Raw genomic sequence first — 17850 nt, forward strand, 5'->3', positions numbered from 1 at the left:
GCTCCTCTCCGCACACGACCGAGCACTGGGAATAACATTCCCAGTCACTGGGAAGAATTGCTGGGCAGCAGGTCACCGCCGACGTAGCGTGCCCGCCGTGACAAGCCCGGAAACCAACCGGAAAGCCGGTACGCGAGCAGCGCGGATCCTTGCCGTGCTCGCCGAACGCGAGAGCGCGACGGCGGAGGAGATCTCCGCCAGCACCGGGATCCCGTCGAGCGCCGTGTACCGGCACCTGACGACGTTCGTCGAAATCGGGCTGGTGCACCAGGCGCGCACGCGCGGCCGCTACTGCGCGGGGTCGCTGACGGTGCAGATGGCCGAGAACTACCGGCGCGAGGTGCTCAGCCAGGGCGGGGTGAAGCGCCGCCTCCGGCGGCTGGCGGCCGACACCGACGAGCTCGCCGCGTTCCTCATCGCCCGCGACAACGACGTGCTCTGCGTCGAAGCGGCCGAGGGGACGCGCGTCGTCCGGTGCAGCTTCTCCCCCGGGCTGAGCAAGCCGCTCACCTTCGGCGCCAGCGCCCAGGCCCTGCTGGCGCACCTGCCCGAGGACCGGGTCGCGCGCGCCGCCGCGGCGCACGGGCTGACCCCACCGCAGATCCACAAGTTGGAGATCGACCTGCGGCGCGTCCGGGGCCAGGGCTTCGCGGTGAGCGTCGGGCAGGTCGATCCGGGCGTGTGGGGCGTGAGCGTGCCCGTGCTGGACCGGAAGCAGAACCTCGTCGGCGTGGTCAGCACGATGGCCCCGGACTTCCGGGTCCGGCCTCGGCACGACTCCCTCGTCACGCTCACGCACGCCGCAGCGCAGGACATCAGCAGACTGGAGGAGTACGCGTGAGCACATCCGTTCCCGCCGATTGGACCGGACGCGTCGACGGCCCTGGGCCGGAACATCGCAGGTGGCACAACGCGATCGACGAATCACCCGGCGTCACCGGCGTTTCGCTGATCGGTTTTCCCTGCGACATCGGCGTCCGCCGCAACGGCGGTCGCCCAGGGGCGCAGGCGGGCCCGGGCGCGATCCGCGCGGCCCTGGGGAGTTTTGCGATCCAGCCGGAGGTCGTCGTGCACGACGCCGGCGACGTCGCGGTCGCCGGTGACGCCCTCGAAGCGGCGCAGGACGACCTCGCCGAGGCGGTCGCAGAACAGCTCCGCGGCGGAAACCTCCCGGTCGTGCTCGGCGGCGGGCACGAGACCGCCTACGGCTCCTACCTCGGGCTCGCCCGCAGCGGCCTGCTGGACGGCCGGCGGCTGGGCGTGCTCAACCTCGATGCGCACTTCGACCTGCGGGAGGCCGATCGCGCGTCGTCCGGCACCCCGTTCCGGCAGATCGCCGTGGCAGAAACCGGGCGCGGCGCCGAATTCACCTACGCGGTGCTCGGAATCAGCCAGCCCAGCAACACCGCCGCGCTGTTCGCCACCGCGACCGAGCTCGGCGTCCGCCACCGCCAGGACCTCGACTGCCAGGAACGGCACATCGAGGACGTCCTCGAATTCGTCCGGGCCTTCATCGCGGACGTCGACGCGCTGTACCTGTCGATCGATCTCGACGTGCTCCCCGCCGCACAGGCGCCGGGAGTCAGCGCTCCTTCGACCCTCGGCGTACCCGCCGGTGTCGTCATCGAGGTGTGCCGGCTGGTCGGCAGCGACCCGAAGCTCGCCCTGGCCGACATCACCGAACTGAACCCCTCCCACGACATCGACAACCGCACCGCTCGGATCGCGGCCCGCCTCGTGCACACGATCGTGACGAGCGCCGCCGACCGGTCTGTCCCGGAAGGACACTGAATGCCCCGTCAGCGAACCTGGGCGCGGCTCGCGACCGCGCTCGTCGCCTGCCTGCTCGTGCTCGTGCCCACGAGCGCGGCGTCCGCGGCAGAACCGCCCACCGCCAAGCTCGACGCGCTGCGTTCCGGGCAGGCCACGCTCCGGGTCGGCACCGACGCGACCTTCCCGCCGTTCGAGTTCACCGACGCCCAGGGAAACCAGCTCGGTTTCGACATCGACCTGGTCCGGGCGCTGGCCTCGCGGGCAGGCATCAAGAACGTCGAGTTCGTCCAGATGCCGTTCGGCAACATCGTTCCCGCGCTGCAGGCGAACCAGATCGACGTGGGCGCCTCGGCGATCTACATCAGCACCGAACGCGCCAAAGCCGTTGACTTCTCCGACATCTACTACCCCGGCGGCCTCGCGATCTTCGCGAACGAGAAGGACGGCTCCATCGCGTCGCTCGGGGACCTCGCGGGCAAGCGGGTCGCCGTCCAGGTGGGCACGAAGTCCGTCGAGTGGCTCAAGCAGCACCAGCCCGCCGCAGAGCTGATCACGGTGCAGACCAACGAGCAGATGTTCTCGTCGGTGCGGCTGGGACAGGCGGACGCCGTCGTGACCGGCGCGCCCGCCGGGAAGTACTTCATCGCCCAGCAGGGCGGCCTCAAGCAGATCGGTGACCGGCTGACCGAGGAGAACTACGGCTACGCCTTCCAGAAGGCCGATCCGGCCCTGCGGGACGCGTTCAACACCTCGCTCAAGCAGATGCACGACGACGGCTCCTACTCGCAGATCACCGAGAAGTGGTTCGGCGCGGAGACCACGGCGGCCAAGCCGGGCGGGCACCCCCTGTTCAACGTGGCCACCATCATCGAGTCCGCGGGGCAGATCTGGCAGGGCTTCCTCGTCAGCATCCAGGTCATCCTGAGTGCCCTGGTGCTCAGCCTGCTGCTCGGCACCATCGGCGGTTTCGCCAAGCTCAGCCGGATCGCGCCGCTGCGGTGGCTCGGCAACGCCTACGTCTCGGTCATCCGCGGGACGCCGTTCGTGGTGCAGCTGTTCTTCATCTACTTCGGACTCCCCCAGCTCGGCCTGCAACTCCCGCCCATGGCCGCCGGGATCATCGCGCTCGGGCTCTACAGCGGCTCGTACGTGACCGAGATCTTCCGCGGTGCCGTGCAGTCCGTCGACCGCGGTCAGCTGGAAGCGTCGCGGTCGTGCGGGATGTCGCACGCCTCGGCGATGCGCCACGTGATCATCCCGCAGGCCTTCCTGCGCATGCTCCCGCCGCTGGGCAACGAGTTCGTCTCGATGACGAAGAACTCGGCGCTGGTGTCCTTCGTGACCATCCACGAGTTGTTCCTCGTGGGGCAGACCATCATCTCCCGCACCTTCGACGCGCTGACGGTCTACCTGTTCATCGGCCTCCTCTACTACCTGATGACCAACCTCATCGGTTTCGCGACGAGCACCATCGAGAAGAAGATGGCGGTGTACATCTGATGGCACTACTGGAAGTCCGCGACCTGACCAAGGTCTACGGCGACGTCAAGGTGCTCGACGGGGTCGACTTCACGATCGAGCCCGGCGAGGTGGTCGCGGTGATCGGCCCCAGCGGCGGCGGGAAGTCCACCTTCCTGCGCTGCCTCAACCTGCTGGAGACCCCGACCTCCGGCAGCGTGCGGTTCGACGGCGACGAGCTGACCGGGCGCGGTGTCGACCTGGACCGCCTGCGGTCCCGGATGGGCATGGTGTTCCAGCACTTCAACCTGTTCCCCAACATGACCGTGCTGCGCAACGTCGTGCTACCCCAGGTGAACGTGCTCAAGCGGTCGAAGGCCGAGGCCGAGGCGAAGGCGCGCGGCCTGCTGCAGCGCGTCGGCATGCTCGAACGCGCGGACGCTTACCCGAACAGGTTGTCCGGCGGGCAGAAGCAGCGCGTCGCGATCGTCCGCGCCGCCGCGATGGACCCGAAGCTGATGCTCTTCGACGAACCGACGTCCGCGCTGGACCCCGAGGTCGTCCAGGACGTTCTCGACATCATGTCCGAGCTCGCCCGCGACGGCATGACCATGGTCGTCGTCACCCATGAGATGGGCTTCGCCCGCAAGGTCGCCGACCGCGTCGTGTTCGTCGACGGCGGGAAGATCGCCGCCGACCTCCCGCCGGAGGACTTCTTCTCGGACGGCAACGCGAATCCCCGCATCCGCACCTTCCTCGACAAGGTGCTCTGACCGGATCGGCCGCCCGGACGCGCCTGCGCAAGGCGCGTCCGGGGAGAACCCCTTGCCGCGCCACGCGATCCTCAGCCGAGCGGATCGGGCTTGACCCGGGCGAGGATGTCGTCCTGGAACGCGAGGTAGAGGTTCGCGACGACCTTCGCCGACGCGATCCGGCCGCCGACCAGCTGCTCGACCTTGCGCAGGCGGTACCGAACCGTGTTCGGGTGGATGAACAGCAACTGGGCGGTGCGCTTCACATCCTGATCGCAGGCCAGGTAGAGCACCACCGTCTCGACCAGCTCCGGCGATCTGATCAGCTCCCCGAAGTGCCGGTCGAGCCGGTCGGCGACCTGGGTGTCGTCGCGGCGGGTGAGCAACCAGGTGGCGAAATCGACCTCGTCGAGCCGGACGATGGTCGCCGCGCTCCCCCGACCGTGCCGACGCCCCGCCAGGTGCCAGGCGGTGGCCGCCTCCTGCGCGTACCGGGGCGCGACCGTGAGGTCCTGGAACGGACCACTGACCCCGACCACCCGGGTCCGCGCGAGCAGTTCGAACCAGGCATCCGCGGTGTCGCTCTCCGCGACGACCGCGGTCAACGACCCGCTCGCCCGGTCGTCGCCGTCACCGTCCTCGGACAGGATCAGCGCCAGGTCCTCGACCTGGGCCTCCTCCAGCAGTGCCTCAGATGACGCCGGTCGTTCGGCCCCGACCGGGCTCGCGACAACCACGCGGAGGTCGTCGCCGACCCGGAAACCGAACACGCGCAACCGGTCCCACGTCTCCCGCACGCGGGAACTGGTCACCCCACCGCGCAGCGCCGACACCAACCGCGCGGCCTCCGCCCGCTCCTGGCTGATCACCAGCGACCGCGACGCGTTGGCCGCCGCCAGCACCCGCTCCGCGGTTTCCAGCAGTTCCGGGCTGATGTCGTCCAGCAGGGCCCCGTTGCGCGATGCGACCGCCAGCTGGAAACCCGAGCCGCGCACGCGGAAGGGACGGGTGGCGACCACCCACTGCCCCACCTCGAAGCGCTGCGGCCCCGGCCCCTGCGCGCCAATCTCCTCCCACATCAGCCGCAGCGGGCCGTGCCCGGTGGAGGCCACGATCCGCCCCGCGCCCTCGTACAGCACCGCGGCCCCCTTGCACAGCGCGCCGAGCCGGATCACCAGCGCGCTCACCGGGTCGGACGCCGACAACGCGTGCAGCAGGTCCTTCTGCAGCCAGACCGTCCGCTTCAGCAGGTAGGCCTCCGCGGACAGCGAGCCCCGGTTGACGAAGTCCTCGATGGCGGCGAACGGGATCTGCGAATCCACGCTCAGCAGCGGGAAGTTCCGCTCCCTGGCGGCGTTGCGCAACCCTCGCGGAACCGCGTCGAAGTGGATGCCGGTGCCGAACAGCAGGGCGGCCGCGTCGGCCGCGACGAGGTCGGCGATCAGCCGCTCCTGCGGGACCGGGTCGTCCGGCGCGGCCGCGAACTGCCCTCCCGTGGTGAGCATGATCGAGCGCGGGCGGAGCCTGCTCGCGGCGTCGGCGAGGTCGGTCGAGTGCGCGGAGCGGACCACCGCGGAAAGGTCGCCCGGTTCCACAGCGGTCAGCTGCAGGCTCGGTTCATCAACGACGTGCCGCAAGGTCAACGATGGCCCTTCGACGCGGCTGTCGACGTTCATCGGTGCCCTTCCGACCCGGAGGCGTGAGTTGTCCGACCGAACAGATCAACTGCGCGGTGTTTGTGATTCTCACAGTGACAGCGCGCACAGCGTGATGCAACCTTCTTGGCACCGCAGCCGGCGGCGGGTCTGAACCGACCAGCACCACTTCCCTAGGAGGCACCCGCATGGCGAAGCAGCGTGTGGCCGTCGACGTCGGTGGCACGTTCACCGACGTTTGCGTGTTCGACGAGGACACACGGAGCATCCGAGTCACCAAGGTCCCATCCACCCCCGACGATCCGATGCGCGCCGTGCTCGACGGCGTCGAACGCGGCGGCATCGACCTCGCGGAGGTGTCGCTGTTCTCGCACGGCACCACCGTCGCCACCAACGCGCTGATCACCCGGAACTTCCAGCCGGCGGCGATGGTGACCACCACCGGTTTCCGCGACGTGATCGAGATCCGCGACGGCACCAAGGACGACCTGTGGGACGCCTACCACGACGTGGCCCCGCCCTACATCCGCCGCCGGGACCGCTTCGAGGTCACCGAACGCATCGACTACGCCGGGCGCGTCGTGACGCCGCTCGACGAGGCGGCGGCGCGGCGTACCGCGGTGCTGCTGCGCAAGCGGGGTGCGCGAACCGTGGCCGTGTGCTTCGTCAACTCCTACGCCAACCCGGCGCACGAGATCCGGATGCGCGAGATCCTCGAAGAGGAACTCCCGGGGGTCGCGGTCTCCACCAGCGCGGAGATCCTCCCGGAGATCTTCGAGCACGACCGGTTCAACACCACCGTCGCGAACACCGTGCTCGCACCGCTGGTCAGCGGCTACGTCAACCGGCTGGCCAAGGAGCTGGCCGCTGGCGGGTACCGCGGCGACCTCCTGCTGCTGCACTCCGGCGGCGGGTCCATGACGCCGCGCATGGTCGAGCGCTACCCGGTCCGGCTCGCGGCCTCCGGCATCGCCGCCGGCGCCATCGCCGCCCGGCACGTGGCCGCCCAGTGCGGCTACGCCAACGCCATCGGCTTGGACATGGGCGGCACCAGCACCGACATCGCGATGGTCCACGGCGGCGAGCTGCGGGTGACCAAGGAGTGGTCGGTCGAGTACGGGTATCCGATCATCTTCCCGTCCATCGAGGTGCTCACGATCGGCGCGGGCGGCGGGTCCATCGCCCACATCGACGAGGCGGGCTCGCTGCGCAACGGACCGCAGTCGGCGGGTGCCTCCCCCGGCCCGGCCTGCTACAGCGCCGGCGGCACCGAACCCACCAATTCGGACGCGAACCTGGTCCTCAACCGACTGGGCACGTCGTTGGCCGGCGGCGCCAAGCTGCTGTCGCCGGAACCGGCCGAGCGGGCCATCCTCGACCGGGTGGCCCAGCCGCTCGGCCTCGCGCTCGAAGACGCGGCGAGCGCCGTCCTGCAGGTGGCCAACGCCAACATGGCCGACGCGGTCCGGCTGATCTCGGTCCGACGCGGCTACGACCCGCGGGACTTCGCGCTGATCGCCTTCGGCGGGGCGGGAGCGCTGCACGGCGCCGAGGTGGCGCGCGAGCTCAACATCCCGACCGTGGTCGTGCCGCCGAACCCGGGAGTGACCTCCGCGCTCGGCTGCCTGTTGGTCGACATCCGCCACGACCTGTCCGCGATGTTCGACGCCGTCGGCGACCAGGCCGACGTCGAGGAGTTCGAGAACGCCTTCGCCGGTCTGGAGGCCGAAGCCTTGGCCCGCCTGCAGCACGAGGGCGTCCGCGCCGAGAACGCGCTGATGCAACGCACCGTCTCCATGCGCTACCTCGGCCAATGGCGGTCCTTGACCGTCAAGTGCGGCAGCGGCCCCGGTTCGCTGAGCGAGGCGATCGAGCTGTTTCACGAGCAGCACGAGCGGGAGTACTCGTTCCGCCGGGACGAGACCCCGGTGCAGATCTACCAGCTGGGATTGACCGCCATCGGCGTCACGCCCAAGCCCGTCGTCGCCCCGTACGAGGTGGCGCCCGGTGCGGCGCCCGCCGCGCGGCAGAACCGCAAGGTCTTCTTCGACGGCCCGGGGTGGGTCGACACGCCGGTCCACGACCGGGCGGCGCTGCCCGCCGGGTGCCGGCTCGACGGCCCCGCGGTCATCGAGCAGCTGGACGCCACCACGATCGTGCCGCCGGACTCGCGCGCCGAGATCGACGAATGGCTGAACATCCGCATCCACCTGACGGAGGCCTGACCGATGACGAACCCCGAACGCGAGCGGTCGACCCCGGCCGGCCTCGACCCGGTGACCTTCGAGGTACTGAAGAACGCCTTCGTCACCGCCGTCGACCTGATGAGCGAGCAGATCATGCGCACCTGCTACTCGTTCGTGATCTACGCGCGCGACTTCTCCTCGGCGTTGTGCGACGCGGACGGCAACACGGTGATGCAGGGCAGCGCGGACATCGCGGTGCACGTGGGCACGCTGCACTTCCAGTGCAAGGCGGTGCTGGCGGAGTTCGGCGACGACATCAACCCGGGCGACGTGTTCGCTGTGAACGACCCCTACCGCGGTGGCACGCACTTCAACGACGTCAGCTTCATCCGGCCGATCTTCGTCGGCTCGCAGATCATCGGGTTCGCCCAGAACAAGGGGCATTGGGCCGACATCGGCGGCAACGTCCCCGGTTCCTTCGACGTCAACGCCAAGGAGCACTTCAGCGAAGGCCTCCGCATCACCCCGGTCCGGGTGTGGCACCGGGGCCGGCAGCTTCGGGACGTGGCACAGCTGCTGGTCTCCAACACCCGGTCGCCGTACAGCTGCATGGGAGACCTGAACGCGCAGGCCGAGGCCACGGCGGTCTGCGAACGCGAGATCCTCCGGCTGGTCGACCGCTACGGCAAGGACGCCGTGGTCGCGGCCATAGGCGGCGTCCAGGACTACGTCGAACGGATCGTCCGCCACAAGCTGGCCGAACTCCCCCACGGGGAATGGGAGACCGTCGACTACCTCGACGCCGATCCCAGCAAGCCCGAGGGGCTGATCCCGGTGTCGGTGAAGATGCGGATCGACGACGAAGGCATCCACTACGACCTGTCCGGCAGCGCGCCGGCCGTGTCCACCTTCCTCAATTCCGGTTACGGCACAACACATTCCGCCCTGTACGCCGGGACCAAGACGTTCTTCCCGGACGTGCCGCTGAACTCCGGGCTGTACCGCGTGGTGCACGCCGAGCTCGGCCCGGAGGGCACGGTGGTCAACGCCGCCTGGCCGACCGCGGTCACCGGGTTCTGCTCCGGCCCCTACGAGAAGCTGATGAGCGCGTTGTTCGAGATCTGGTCGCAGGTGATGCCCGACCGCGCCATGGCATGCGCCTTCAACCTCGAATACCTGCTGGTCGGCGGTAGGGACGGCCGCACCGGGGACCGCCCCTACTTCATGTGGTACGACTGGATGGCTGGCGGCTGGGGCGGCCGGGCCAGCAAGGACGGATCGGGCGCCACCGCACCGGTTTTCGGCCCGGGGCTGGCCGTTCAACCGGTCGAGGGCCAGGAACGGCTGTCGCCCGTGCTGACCACCGAGCACACCATCGTCGCCGACTCCGGCGGACCCGGACGCCACCGCGGCGGCTGCGGTCTGGAGAAGGGCGGAGTGCTCACCGACTGCGAGAGCACCGTGATGTCCTACTGCTGCGACCGGGCCCGATCGGTCACCTGGGGCATCGCCGGCGGCCTGCCCTCGCTGCCGCACGGGGTCTGGCTGAACCGGGGAACCGCCGAGGAGCGCTTCCTTGGCGCGACGTTCTCGAACGTCGCGATCGAACCCGGCGACTCCTTCACCCGCCCGTCGGCCGGTGGTGGCGGCTACGGCGACCCGCTGACCAGGGACCCGGCGCTGGTGGTGGAGGACGTGATCGACGGCTACGTCACCGTCGAACGCGCGGCCAAGGACTACGGCGTAGTGATCATCCCGTTAGACCCTGAGCTCGACCAGTACGAAGTGGACGCCGCAGCGACGGCCGAGCTCCGCCGCGACATCGCGGCACGACGCCGGGGCTGGCTGGCGGAGGATCCGCACGACGTCGCCCGCCGATACCGCGCAGGCGAGATCGACATGCTGGATTCGATCAGGCGCCACGGCGTGATCGTCGACTGGGGCACGGGCGAGCTCCACGAGAACACGACCCGCCAGTACCGCGAACTGCTCCAGAAGCGCACCGCGGACCACTGGACCTGACCGACACGCAGAGCGCAGCAGCCCCGGAACGGTGCTCCACAAAGGACGGTCCGGGCGCGGTTGTGCTGGCGGTATCCATTTGGTCATACACAAGTCGGGGATCCCGAGTCCTGACCCTGTTCGGATTGCGCGCGATCGGTGTGAACGGCCCTGCCCCGCGAGCGCGGCAGGGCCGTTCGCGAACCACCCGCCGGATCGGCCTTGGAACGACCTACCACCGGCCGGTCGGCGTCGTCACGGCGAAAGCTCTTCGAGCGTGCGCCCCTTCGTCTCCTCGGCGAAGACCGCGGTGACGAGCGTGCCGACGAGGGTGATGCCGCCGATCATCAGGAACACCGTCGACAGACCCGTACCGCCCGCGTAGACCAGGGCGACCAGGATCGGGCCGGTGATGATGCCCAGCCGGTTGAGGACGCCGCCCAGGCTGCAACCGAGCGCCCGGCTGCGGGTCGGGTAGAGCTCCGGTGTGTAGAGGTAGAGGCTGATGTTGGCCGCGAAGCTGAACATCGCCGCGAACGCGGAGAACACCGCCAGCTGCCCTGCGGAGCTCGCGCCGAGCACCGCCAGCACGCCCATCGCCACCGTGGTGCCGCCGAGCCCGATGCTCAGCACCATCCGCCGGCCGAGCCGGTCGATGGTCAGCGCCGCCAGCACGCAGCCGGCCAGCCCGGCCACCGACGCCAGGGTGCTGTACCAGAGCGAGACGTCGGTCGGCAGGCCGAACACCTGCTTGTAGAGCGTCGGCAGCCACGAGGTGAGCCCGTAGTTGGCCAGGTAGCCGACGAACCAGACCGTCCAGACCACCAGGGTGCGGCGCCGGTAGCGACCGGTGAACAGGTCGCGCAGCGCGCCGGTGCGCGCGGATTCCGCGCCGGCGACCGCGGGAGCCGGCGCGGGCGGCGGCAGGTCCCGCCCGGTGGAGCGGCGGACGTTCTCCTCGATCCGCGCCACCACCTCCTGCGCCTCGGCGGACCTGCCGCGGGCCGCCAGCCAGCGAGGCGACTCGGGCACCCTGCGCTGCAGGAAGAACGCGGCGACGCCGGGGATCGCGGCGATCAGGAACAGCGTGCGCCAGCCCCAGTTCGGCACGATCCACGCCGACGCCAGCGCGCCGACGGTCAGCCCGGCCGGGAAAACCACCTCGTACATCAGCACGAACCGGCCGCGGCGCTTGGCCCGGCTGAGCTCGGCGATGTAGGACGCCGCGGTGGGCACCTCGCCGCCGATGGCCAGTCCCTGGATGAACCGCAGGACCAGGAACGGCAGCAGCGCCGGGCTCAGCGCCATGCCCAGGTTGCCGAGCGCGGTGATCACCAGGCACAGCGTGATCACCCGGACCCGGCCGATGCGGTCGGCGAGCCAGCCGGAGGCCAGCGCCCCGAGCAGCATGCCGATCGAGCCGATGGTCAGGGTCGCGGTGGCGCCTGCCGTGGACAGGCCCCACTCGCGGGAGATCTCGGGCAGCGAGAAGGCGATGAGCAGTTGGTCGAACGCCTCGAAGAACGTGACGACGCCGATGATCAGCCGCACGCTGACGTGCCAGCGCGACATCGGCAGCCGCTCCAGGCGGGCGGCGACGTCCTGCTGGACGGTGTGGTCGGGGGCCGTGATGCTCATGCGTCCCTCCTTCGTTGGGACACGCATGCCACGAGGGCGTGGCATGGAACGGTAGTTGCCGGGAGGTTCGGCGAGCGCGGTGGACTCGCGTTTCGCGCCTCCCTGGGTCGGGAGGCGACCGGTGGGGCCGATGTGGTCAGGGCAGCCGGGCGTCGAGGAGCCGGATCGCCCGGGCGGGGTCGGCGGCCGGGGACTCGTCGAGCGGATCGCACTCGACCGCCGCGGCCAGGTCGTGTTCGGCGGCGGCCCGGGTCGCGAGCGGGCCGGTCTCCCCCACCCCGAGCACGCCGGTCGCGCGGGCGGGGATGCCGAGCCGGGAGGCCAGGTGGTCGAGGGCCCCGGCGATGTCCGCGGCGAGGTCGTCGGCCGCCAGCAGCGACATCGCGGCCCGCGCGGTTTCCTCGTTCTTCGGGCGGAATTCCTTGCCGCCGGTCTCGTAGTACAGGTAGGGGGCGACCGCGACGTGCCCGCTGCGGGCCAGCGCCCGGCAGCAGTGCTCGATCGGCTCGGTCAGCCCGTAGGCGTCGTGCAGCACGACCACGGCCGTGCGCGGCCGGGTTCGCGGGAACCGCACGAACAGCGGTGCTGCGGTGCGCAGCACCCGGCGGCCCCGGTTAGCGGGCCCGTGCGCGTGGTGGTGGTCGTGGCTGGCCGGTTCGGCAGGCATCTCGGATCCTGTTCAGCTGGGCACGTGGACCGGAGGAACGAACGGCGACGGCGTCGGTTCGAGCGCGGTGACGTCGACCTCGAGCAGGAACGGGCGGTGCTCCGCCACCGCCTTGGCGAACGCCTCGGCGAACGATTCCGCCCTGTTGACCAGCGCGTACGGCAGGTCCAGCGCGTCGGCCAGGCCCCCGAAGTTCGGCGTGAACAGGTCGACGCCGGAGCGCCGGCCCGCGTGCCTGTCCTGCATGTTGCGCAGCACGCCGTAGCCGCCGTCGTTGAACACCACCAGCACCAGCCACGGCCGCTCCTGGGCCAGCGTGGCGAGCTCGCCGAGGTGCACCGCGAGGCCGCCGTCCCCGGCGAACACCACGGTCGGCGCCTGCGGCGCGCCGATCGCCGCGCCGATGCCGGTGGCCAAGCCCTGCCCGATGCCGCCGCCGACCGGGAAGACGTTGGTGTTCGGCCGGTAGATCTCCAGCAGCCTGTTGCCCCACTGGCTGGACGGGATCGTCACGTCCCGCGCGATCACCGACTCGGCGGGCAGCTCCTGCCGCATCGCATCGCAGATCAGCCCGTACTTGCCGATCGCCGCGCGCAGGTGCGCGCGCACCCGCTCGCGGGTACCGGTGACCTTCTCGCGCCAGCCGGGCCCGGCGCCCACCGCACCGGTCAGCTCGGTGAGCAGCTGCGGGAGCACCTGCTCCGCGGCGCCGGTCAAGCCGGCCCCGGCCGGGTGGACGCGGCCGATCGCCGCCGGGTCGACGTCGATCTGCACGTGGTTGCGGGGCAGTTCCAGCGCGTAGTGCCTGGTTTCGTTGGAGCGGAAGTGCGTTCCGATGGAGATCAGCAGGTCGGCCTCGGCGAGCAGCGGCCCGGCCTCGGGGTTGGCGGCGAAGTTGCCGATCACCAGCTCGTGGTCCTCCGGCACGCTGCCGCGGCCGGAATTGCTGGTCAGCACTCCTGCCCCGAGCAGCTCCGCCAGCTCGCGAACGCGCTCGCCGGCGCCGGTGCCTCCGCCGCCGACCCACAGGATCGGCCGCTCGGCGCTCCGGATGATCTCGGCGCAGCGGCGCACCGCCCCCGGATCGACCGGCGGCGCGGCCTCGCCCTGTTCCGCCGGAGCGGGCCGGGGACGCTGCTCGGCGTACTGGAGGTCGATCGGCCATTCCACGCTCGATGGTCCACAAGGGAGCGACAAGGCACTGCGAACCGCTTGGCGGAGCACGGATTCCGCCGCATCGGACGAGGTCACCGTGGCGGCCTGCTTGGACACGGCGGCGAGCATCGCGGCCTGGTCCTTGGTCTCGTGGATGACGCCGCGGCCCTGCCCGAGGAACGGCGAGTCGATCTGGCCGGTCACGTGCAGCACCCGGCTTCCGGCGGTCAGCGCCTCGACCATCGCGCCGGCCGCGTTGCCCGCGCCGGTGCCGGTGCTGGTGATCGCCACCCCGAGGCCGCCGGTCGCCCGGGCGTAGCCGTCGGCGGCGTTGACCGCCGCCGCTTCGTGGCGCACCGGGACGAAGCGCAGTTCCCGGCTCACCGCCGCCACCAGGGGCAGGTTGTGCACGCTGACCACGCCGAAGGCGGTGTCGACGCCGTTGTCGCGCATGACCTGGACGAGCAGATCGCCGCCGTTGGTACTGGGCATGACAGTCCTACCTTTCAGGTATGGCTCAGAGGTAGCGGGCGATGCCGCCGCCGACGTCGACGGCGGAGCCGGTGATGTAGGAGGCGCGCGGGGAGAGCAGCGACGCGATCGGGAAGGCGACCTCGTCGGCGGTGCCCAGCCGCCCCAGCGGGATGCCGCGGTCGGCGGCCAGTTCCGCGCTCCACGCGGCGAAGCCCGATGCGGAGCCGGACTGCTCGTAGCGGCGGCGCCACTGCCCCGTGTCGATCAGGCCGAGGCACACCGAGTTGACCCGGATCCCGTCGGCGGCGAGCTCACCGGCGAGCGTCTTGGTGAGGTTGAGCAGCGCGGCCCGCGCCGCCGAGGTGGCCGCCAGGCGCGCTTCGGGCTGCCGCGCCAGGATCGCGTTGATGTTGACCACCGATGCGGCGTCGGACGCGCGCAGCCACGGCTGCGCGGCCCGGATCACGTGCAGGACGCTGAAGATCTTCAGCTCCAGCTCGTCGCGCCACTGCCGGTCGGCGGTTTCGGACAGCCGCGCCATCAGGGAACGCCCGGCGTTGTTGACCACGCCGTCGATCCCGCCGAAAACCTCGGCAGTCCGCGCGACGAACTCCTGCACGGCCGATTCGTCCAGGACGTCGCAGGCGCCGATGTGCACCGGCAGCCCGTCCAGCGCGGCCTTCAGCCGGTCCGCGTCGCGTGCGCAAGCGGCGACGTTGGCCCCCTCCGCGAGCAGCATCTTGGTGGTGGCCAGGCCGACGCCGGAACTCGCGCCGGTCACCACCACGGTGCGGCCGGTCAACCCAAGATCCATCGTTTCCTCCTCATCGGCAGACGAAGCCGCCGTCTACGAGCAGCGTCTGGCCGGTGATGTACGCGGCCGCGTCGGACAGCAGGAACCGCACCGCGCCCACGAGGTCCTCGGGTTGCTGCGGCCGGGCGAGCGCGCGGTTGACCCGGTACAGCTCGTGCCGTTCGGCCGGAACGGCCTGGGTGGCCTCGCATTCGGTGATGCCCGGGGCGACGGCGTTCACGGTGATCCCGTCGGGCCCGGCGTCGCGGGCCATCGCGCGCGTCATGGCCACGATCGCGCCCTTGGAGGCCACGTAGTGCATCAGCCGGGGCGGGCCGTAGAACGCGACGTCCGAGGCGATGTTGAGGATCCGGCCGTCTCCCCTGGCCCGCAGCTGCGGGTAGAGCGCCTTCGAAACCAGCCAGGTGCCGCGCAGGTTGACCGACATGATCCGGTCGAACTCGTCGGGTTCGATGTCGTAGAAGTACTTCCCGCCGACGCCGTCGGCCAGCGCCGCGTTGTTGACCACCCCGTAGGCGCCGCCGAGCTCGGCTACCCGGTCGGCGAGCCGCTGCACCGAGCCGGGGTCGGACACGTCGGTGTCCACGCGGTGCACCGGAACGCCGTGCCCGGCGAGTTCGGCGGCCGCCGCGGCGGCGAAGCCGGGATTCCGCTCGGCGATCACGAGGTGCGCCCCGGCGGCGGCGAGATCATGGGCGATCGCGAGCCCCAGGCCGCGGCCGGCGCCGGTGACCACGACCAGTCGTCCGGTGAGCGTCACAGCACTCCTCCCCTGACGTCGAGTTCGGCCAGGAACGCCCGCACCGCCGCGTTGAACTCGGCGGGGCGCTCCTGGTTGGCGGCATGCCCGGCGCCGGGGATCTCGACCAGCCGGGCGTCGGGGATCTGCTCGGCCAGCACCCGGCTTTCGACCACGCCGGTCACGGCGTCCTCGCCGCCGACGACCACCAGCGTCGGCGTGGTGATCACCGCCAGCTGCGCGGAATGGTCGGTCGCCGCCATCACCCGGGCGGCGTTGCGGTAGCCGCGCGGCCGGACCCGCGACATCAGCGCCACGACCCGCTCCCGCACCACCGGGTCCGCACCGGGCGCCACCAGGCGCGGTCCGCGGGCGGCCGCGAACGCGTCCGCGCCGCGGGTGGTGAGCTCCCGGGCCCGCGCCGCCATCGCCTTCCGGCCGTCGGCCGTCCGGCCCGAGCCGCGCGAGGAGTCGGCGAGGATCAGCGACCGCAGCACCTCCGGTGCCCTGATCGCCACCCGCGTCGCGATCACCCCGCCCCAGGAAACCCCGAGCAGGTGCGCCGGTTCGGCGTCCAGCCCGCGCAGCGCCGACACGACCGCGTCGGCGTACGCGTCCAGGTCCGGCTCGCCGGGCAGGTCGGCCGAGCCGCCGTAGCCGGGCGCGTCCCAGGCGATGACCCGGTGATCGCCGGCCAGCCCGGACAGCTGCGCGTCGAACGCATCGGCGGCTCCGCCGATGCCGTGCAGCAGCACCAGCGGCGTGCCGCTGCCCGCCACCACGAAGTCCACATCGGACACCTTCGTCCGGATCATGCGAACGCTCCGGTCGGCGCGGCGAGCCGGCCCACGGCGGCCAGCACCGCGTGCGGAACCACGCCGCTGGTGGCCGGGTTCGCCGGGGACGGGTGGTTGCGGATCTCGAAGCGGTAGTCGCCCGCGCTGCCCTCGGCGGTGATCACGTGGCTGGTCAGCGGGGCCTTCGGGTCGGCGACGACGGCGGCCTCCACCAGGTCCCAGTCCCCCACCGCCAGCGCGACCGAGGCCGCGACGTTGGCCGAGGCCGGGAAGGCGGCGGTGACCGCGCGGGCCGGTGCGCGCATCAGCTCGACCGGCTCGACTGCGGTGCGCAGCCGCTGCACGGTGGGCTCGTCCATCCACTTCTGGATCAGCGTGGGTGCCTTCTTCGTGGTCACGATGCGCACCGCAGACAGCCCGCCCATCCGGGCGGCCGCCGCGAGCACGTCCAGGCCGCCGATCGCGCCGCTGCACAGGTGCAGCCGGCCGGGGCCGGTGTCGCGCAGCTTCGCCAGCAGCGCGTCATCGGCCAGCGCGCCGATGGACACCGCCAGCAGGTCCGTGCCGGCGGCCACGATGGACGGCCCGAGCTCGGCGAGCGCGCGCTGGCCCGCGCACTCGACGATCAGGTCCGCCTGCGCGATGGCGGCTTCGACGTCCAGCACCGGCAGTCCCGGCGGGTCGGTGCGCTCGGCGTGCACGACGCCGACCAGATCGGCTCCCGGGACCTCGCCGTCCCGCACCGCGCACGCCACGACGCCGCCGATCGCGCCGCAGCCGAGGATCGCCACCTTCATGCCCGCACCAGCTCCCGGTAACCGGCGTCGGGCTTGCCAGCCATGTGCGCACGCGCGTCCTTGGACGGCGGGCCCGCGGTGCCCCACTGGTCGGAGAGCTCGGCGGTGCGCCGCCACACCCGGCACAGCCAGGCGTCCTCCTCGACCTGCGCGACGTCGGAGGTGTACTCGCAGACCAGTCCGGCCGGATCGGCGAAGTAGGAGAAGGTGTTGGATCCCGGGCCGTGCCGCCCCGGGCCCCACAGCGGGGTGATCCCGTTGTGCTTCAGCCGTCCGATGCCGCGCATGAAGTGGTCCATCGACGGCATCTCGTAGGCCACGTGGTTGACCGAGGTCCACTGGGCCTGGTTGAACGCGATCACGTGGTGGTCGGAATTGCACCGCAGGAACGCCATCTGGTGCTCCGACCAGTCCGAGATCCGCATCCCCAGCATGCGCGTGTAGAACTCGCAGGCGGCGTCGATGTCGACGGTGTTGAGCACGACGTGCGCCACCTTGCGCGGCACCGCGGGCAGGCCGTCGGGATCCTTCGCGACGACGGCTTCCACGTTGCAGGACAGCTCGATCAGCCGGCCTTCGGGATCGACGAACCGCAGCCCGTAGCCGCCGCCGATCTGGTCCAGCGGGCCGGGTTCGGCGAGCAACGGGACGCCGAACGCGGCCAGTCGCCGGCCGGCCTCGTCGATCTCGGCGGGCGTCCCGACCGCGAACGCGATCTTGCCCAGTCCGTTCTGCTCGGCCTGCCGCAGCTCGACGATGTGGTGTTCCGAGCCGGTTCCGCGCAGCCACGCGGCGTCCCGGTCGGTCTCCACCGGGGTCAGGCCCCAGACCTCGTGGTAGAACTCGGCGGCCTCGGCGAACCGCTCGGTGCGCAGGCCGACCGACCGCAGCGACCGGAGCCGCACCACCGGCTCGGCGTCGGGGATTCGCATCGTGTGCACTCC

The 17850-nt window shown here is 71.2% G+C and carries 15 protein-coding genes; 6 read left to right on the forward strand and 9 right to left on the reverse strand.

All coding sequences use genetic code 11. The features are described from left to right. Positions 1-97 precede the first annotated feature (97 nt). From AC07FN_RS34460 to AC07FN_RS34475, 4 genes are read left to right on the forward strand one after another with little or no spacing between them, the layout of a single operon-like run. Positions 98-841 (forward strand): IclR family transcriptional regulator, encoded by a 744-nt coding sequence (locus AC07FN_RS34460; RefSeq protein WP_478399393.1) that lies wholly within the window; start codon positions 98-100, stop codon positions 839-841. Further along, positions 838-1791: a formimidoylglutamase gene (gene hutG / locus AC07FN_RS34465; protein WP_478399394.1), complete on the forward strand. Its 954-nt coding sequence runs from the start codon at positions 838-840 to the stop codon at positions 1789-1791. The genes AC07FN_RS34460 and hutG overlap by 4 nt, the downstream gene beginning before the upstream one ends. Continuing rightward, positions 1792-3273: an ABC transporter substrate-binding protein/permease gene (locus AC07FN_RS34470; RefSeq protein ID WP_478399395.1), complete on the forward strand. Its 1482-nt coding sequence runs from the start codon at positions 1792-1794 to the stop codon at positions 3271-3273. Further along, complete coding sequence (locus AC07FN_RS34475; protein WP_478399396.1) at positions 3273-4004, forward strand: amino acid ABC transporter ATP-binding protein; 732 nt, start codon at positions 3273-3275, stop codon at positions 4002-4004. Before AC07FN_RS34470 ends, AC07FN_RS34475 begins: the two co-directional genes overlap by 1 nt. 71 nt (positions 4005-4075) lie before the next feature. On the opposite strand, the gene AC07FN_RS34480 is transcribed toward AC07FN_RS34475, so the two are convergent. Beyond that, a complete protein-coding gene (locus AC07FN_RS34480) occupies positions 4076-5659 on the reverse strand; it encodes a helix-turn-helix domain-containing protein (RefSeq protein WP_478399397.1) in 1584 nt (527 codons plus the stop codon). A gap of 167 nt (positions 5660-5826) precedes the next feature. Here AC07FN_RS34480 and AC07FN_RS34485 point away from each other — a divergent pair, with 167 nt between their 5' ends. Further along, complete coding sequence (locus AC07FN_RS34485) at positions 5827-7863, forward strand: hydantoinase/oxoprolinase family protein (protein ID WP_478399398.1); 2037 nt, start codon at positions 5827-5829, stop codon at positions 7861-7863. 3 nt (positions 7864-7866) lie between these two features. After that, positions 7867-9846, forward strand: a complete 1980-nt coding sequence (locus tag AC07FN_RS34490) for a hydantoinase B/oxoprolinase family protein (RefSeq protein ID WP_478399399.1) — start codon at positions 7867-7869, stop codon at positions 9844-9846. Positions 9847-10080: 234 nt separating this feature from the next. Here the strand turns inward: AC07FN_RS34490 and AC07FN_RS34495 are convergent, their stop codons facing one another. From AC07FN_RS34495 to AC07FN_RS34530, 8 genes are all read right to left on the reverse strand, one after another. Next, positions 10081-11463, reverse strand: a complete 1383-nt coding sequence (locus AC07FN_RS34495) for an MFS transporter (RefSeq protein ID WP_478399400.1) — start codon at positions 11461-11463, stop codon at positions 10081-10083. Between the two features lie 136 nt (positions 11464-11599). Beyond that, entirely contained in the window at positions 11600-12130 is a 531-nt protein-coding gene (locus AC07FN_RS34500; RefSeq protein ID WP_478399401.1) for a dienelactone hydrolase family protein, read from the reverse strand. A gap of 12 nt (positions 12131-12142) precedes the next feature. After that, the gene (locus tag AC07FN_RS34505; RefSeq protein WP_478399402.1) at positions 12143-13777 is read right to left on the reverse strand and encodes a thiamine pyrophosphate-binding protein; all 1635 of its coding nucleotides are present in this window, start codon (positions 13775-13777) and stop codon (positions 12143-12145) included. A gap of 25 nt (positions 13778-13802) precedes the next feature. Then, positions 13803-14573, reverse strand: coding sequence for an SDR family oxidoreductase (locus AC07FN_RS34510; protein WP_478399403.1), 771 nt, complete (start codon positions 14571-14573; stop codon positions 13803-13805). 10 nt (positions 14574-14583) lie between these two features. Then, entirely contained in the window at positions 14584-15333 is a 750-nt protein-coding gene (locus AC07FN_RS34515) for a 3-oxoacyl-ACP reductase family protein (RefSeq protein ID WP_478399404.1), read from the reverse strand. Beyond that, positions 15330-16127, reverse strand: a complete 798-nt coding sequence (locus AC07FN_RS34520; protein ID WP_478399405.1) for an alpha/beta fold hydrolase — start codon at positions 16125-16127, stop codon at positions 15330-15332. The genes AC07FN_RS34515 and AC07FN_RS34520 overlap by 4 nt, the downstream gene beginning before the upstream one ends. After that, on the reverse strand, positions 16124-16906 hold the full coding sequence (locus AC07FN_RS34525; protein ID WP_478399406.1) for an aspartate dehydrogenase domain-containing protein: 783 nt from the start codon (positions 16904-16906) through the stop codon (positions 16124-16126). The genes AC07FN_RS34520 and AC07FN_RS34525 overlap by 4 nt, the downstream gene beginning before the upstream one ends. Beyond that, positions 16903-17838, reverse strand: coding sequence for a VOC family protein (locus AC07FN_RS34530; RefSeq protein ID WP_478399407.1), 936 nt, complete (start codon positions 17836-17838; stop codon positions 16903-16905). The genes AC07FN_RS34525 and AC07FN_RS34530 overlap by 4 nt, the downstream gene beginning before the upstream one ends. Positions 17839-17850: the final 12 nt, after the last annotated feature.

Source organism: Saccharopolyspora sp. NPDC045941 (assembly GCF_056431445.1).

Coding starts and splice junctions, on each gene's coding strand:
- AC07FN_RS34480 (WP_478399397.1), bottom strand. CDS start 5,659: ATGAACGTCGACAGCCGCGTCGAAGGGCCATCGTTGACCTTGCGGCAC.
- AC07FN_RS34500 (WP_478399401.1), bottom strand. CDS start 12,130: ATGCCTGCCGAACCGGCCAGCCACGACCACCACCACGCGCACGGGCCC.
- AC07FN_RS34505 (WP_478399402.1), bottom strand. CDS start 13,777: ATGCCCAGTACCAACGGCGGCGATCTGCTCGTCCAGGTCATGCGCGAC.
- AC07FN_RS34525 (WP_478399406.1), bottom strand. CDS start 16,906: ATGAAGGTGGCGATCCTCGGCTGCGGCGCGATCGGCGGCGTCGTGGCG.
- AC07FN_RS34490 (WP_478399399.1), top strand. CDS start 7,867: ATGACGAACCCCGAACGCGAGCGGTCGACCCCGGCCGGCCTCGACCCG.
- AC07FN_RS34495 (WP_478399400.1), bottom strand. CDS start 11,463: ATGAGCATCACGGCCCCCGACCACACCGTCCAGCAGGACGTCGCCGCC.
- AC07FN_RS34530 (WP_478399407.1), bottom strand. CDS start 17,838: ATGCGAATCCCCGACGCCGAGCCGGTGGTGCGGCTCCGGTCGCTGCGG.
- AC07FN_RS34475 (WP_478399396.1), top strand. CDS start 3,273: ATGGCACTACTGGAAGTCCGCGACCTGACCAAGGTCTACGGCGACGTC.
- AC07FN_RS34520 (WP_478399405.1), bottom strand. CDS start 16,127: ATGATCCGGACGAAGGTGTCCGATGTGGACTTCGTGGTGGCGGGCAGC.
- AC07FN_RS34510 (WP_478399403.1), bottom strand. CDS start 14,573: ATGGATCTTGGGTTGACCGGCCGCACCGTGGTGGTGACCGGCGCGAGT.
- AC07FN_RS34485 (WP_478399398.1), top strand. CDS start 5,827: ATGGCGAAGCAGCGTGTGGCCGTCGACGTCGGTGGCACGTTCACCGAC.
- AC07FN_RS34470 (WP_478399395.1), top strand. CDS start 1,792: ATGCCCCGTCAGCGAACCTGGGCGCGGCTCGCGACCGCGCTCGTCGCC.